The organism is Sphingopyxis sp. UBA6723, from assembly GCF_002454115.1.
Classification (GTDB): domain Bacteria; phylum Pseudomonadota; class Alphaproteobacteria; order Sphingomonadales; family Sphingomonadaceae; genus Sphingopyxis.
On the sequence record NZ_DKIH01000003.1, the window covers coordinates 3,952 to 6,507 of the forward strand.

At 65.0% G+C, this 2,556-nt stretch carries 1 protein-coding gene and 1 pseudogene; one reads left to right on the forward strand and one right to left on the reverse strand.

Going from position 1 to position 2,556, the window contains the following annotated elements; all coding sequences use genetic code 11:
* A pseudogene (locus tag B4F07_RS00580) lies at nt 1–1,444 on the reverse strand (cobaltochelatase CobT-related protein); the annotation flags it as partial.
* A 182-nt stretch (nt 1,445–1,626) separates the two neighbouring features.
* Between B4F07_RS00580 and B4F07_RS00585 the strand changes: the two are divergent.
* A partial coding sequence (locus tag B4F07_RS00585) for an MFS transporter (RefSeq protein WP_293704337.1) occupies nt 1,627–2,556 on the forward strand: 930 nt, incomplete at its 3' end.

The window sequence follows — 2,556 nt, forward strand, 5'->3', positions numbered from 1 at the left end:
CGTCGGCGGGCTTGTAGATGATGTGCCTTAGGTCATTGAGGCGCCCGGGATGCGCGGGACGTCCCGCAGCGAGCCAGTCCTCGCGGCTCTGGCCACCCTTCCACGTCCGCGTCGTGAAGCCCAGGATTTCGGTCTTGACGCCGCAGCGTTCCAGTGTGCGCGCCAGAATGTCGGCGCTGATCGCGGCGATACTGATCGGCCGCCCGCGCATCGAACCTGAATTGTCGATCAGCAGCGTCACCACGGTGTCGCGAAAATCAGTATCGCGCTCGATCTTGTAACTGAGCGACTGACCGGGCGATACGATGACGCGCGCCAGCCTTGCTGCGTCGAGCTGGCCTTCCTCCTGATCGAAATCCCAGGCACGGTTCTGCTGCGCCATCAGCCGGCGTTGCAGCCGGTTGGCAAGCTTGGTCACCGCGCCCTGCAAATGCTGCATCTGCTGGTCGAGATAGGTCCGCAGCCGTGTCAGTTCGTCGGCATCGCAGAGCTCGGTCGCGAGGATGATCTCGTCATGCTTTTCGGTGAAGCGCAGGTAATTGAAATCGGGGATGTCGCCCGGCAGGCGGTTGGGGCGGACGGGGAGCATCCCCTCATCGCCTTCGCCGCCCATTTCGGGTTCGCCATCGGCTTCCATTTCCTGCGCGTCGGGGTCGCTGTCGCCATCGTCGGCCTGATCGCCCGCCATTTCGGCGCGCGCATCGACCTGGCTTTCACCGCTGCCGCCGTCTTCGCTGTCCTGTTCTTCCTGGCTCTCGTCGGCCTCGCTCTCATCCTCTTCGCCGCCGTCCTCGCCGCCTTCCTCCAGCGGTTCGTCGCTGTGAATCAAGTCGAGGTTACGCAGCGCCAGCTTCGCGGTTTCGCCAAAAGCCGCCTGATCGTCGAGCAGCATCGACAGCGCGGTGAGATCGCCGCCCGCTTCCTTGGAAATCCATTCGCGCACCAGCGACAAGCCGGTTTCGGTGCCCTGCGGCGCGGCATCGCCGGTGAGCGCTTCGCGGAGCATCAGTTCGAGCGCACTCGACATGGGGACATCGTCACGGCCCTGCGCGCGGCTGATGGGATCGCTGCGCATCCGCATCGCGAGACTCGCCGACAGGTTGGCGCGCATCCCGTCCATATGGCGCGCGCCCAGCGCCTCGATCCGCGCCCGCTCCATCGCGTCGAAAGCCGCGGCGGCGAGCGGTTCGGCGGGGCGAGCCGCGGCATGCAATTTCTCGCTGTGGTGCTTCATCCGCAAAGCGTAGCTGTCCGCGAACCCCCGCGCTTCGGCAACCTGCTCGGCGGGCAGGGTGCGAGAGGGCGTCGGCACCTTGATTGCCTTTCCAATCTGCGCCGGCGCGTCGGCGGTAAAGCCAACCTCGACCTCGGCATCGCGGGTTACCGCGCGCGCGACGCTGGACAGCGCAGCCTTGAAATCGTCGAGGGGCGAGGATGCGGTCATGCGATTCGGCTCTAACCAGCTTTGGACACGGAAGGAAATCCCTTTCATTGTCCTCGCCCTTCGTCACCNNGATCAAGTCCGGGGTGACGAAGGGCGAGTAAACGGACCTATAGCTAAGCGCGCTTGACGGACAAGGAAGGCAAGCGCATCGCGTCGCCATGAGCTCCCCCACACACTCTCTTATGAAACGTCCTTGGATCGTAATCCTCTGCGCCGCCTTCATCGTCACGCTGGCGATGGGCGTCCGCCAGTCGTTCGGCCTGTTCCTTCCGCAGATGAGCGTCGATATCGGGATCAGCCGGTCGGATTTCGGGCTCGCGATGGCGTTGCAAAATCTGCTGCTTGGCTTGGTTCAGCCGTTTGTCGGGGCGCTCGCCGACAAGCATGGCGCCGGACGCGTCGTGCTGGGCGGAGCGCTGCTCTACGCGGTCGGTTTGATCGGCGCGGCCTTTGCGACCGATGCGATCGGGCTGCATATCAGCTTCGGTATCGTCATCGGCATGGCACAGTCGGCGACCACCTTTGTCGTCGTGCTCGGCGCGGTCGGGCGCGTCGTCAGTCCTGAAAAGCGGAGCAGCGCTTTCGGCATCGTGACCGCGGGCGGCTCGCTCGGTCAGTTTCTGGTCGTGCCGCTGGCGTCGATGCTGCTCGGCGATGTCGGGTACCACCAAACGCTTTGGATCATGGCTGGGCTCGTCGCGCTGTGCGGGGTGCTGGCGATCGGGATCGCGGGGCGTACCGACGGAGGGCCGGGCCTCGCCGCCGAGGCCTACCAGACCGCGCGCGAGGCGCTGCGTGAAGCGGCGGTCCACCGCGGTTTCTGGTTGCTCAACGCCGGGTTCTTCGTCTGCGGTTTCCACATCGCGTTCATCGCGACGCATCTGCCTGCCTATCTCGACGACAAGGGGCTGGGGATCGGGATCGGGGCGCAGGTGCTGGCGCTGGTCGGGTTATTCAACATCCTTGGTTCTTACATCTTCGGCCGCGCGGGCGATGTGCTGCGCCAGAAATATGTCCTGTCGGCGCTTTACACGGCGCGCTCGGCGGTGATTGCTCTGTTCCTGCTTCTGCCGCTCACCCATGCGAGTGCGCTGGTGTTCGCGGGCGCGATG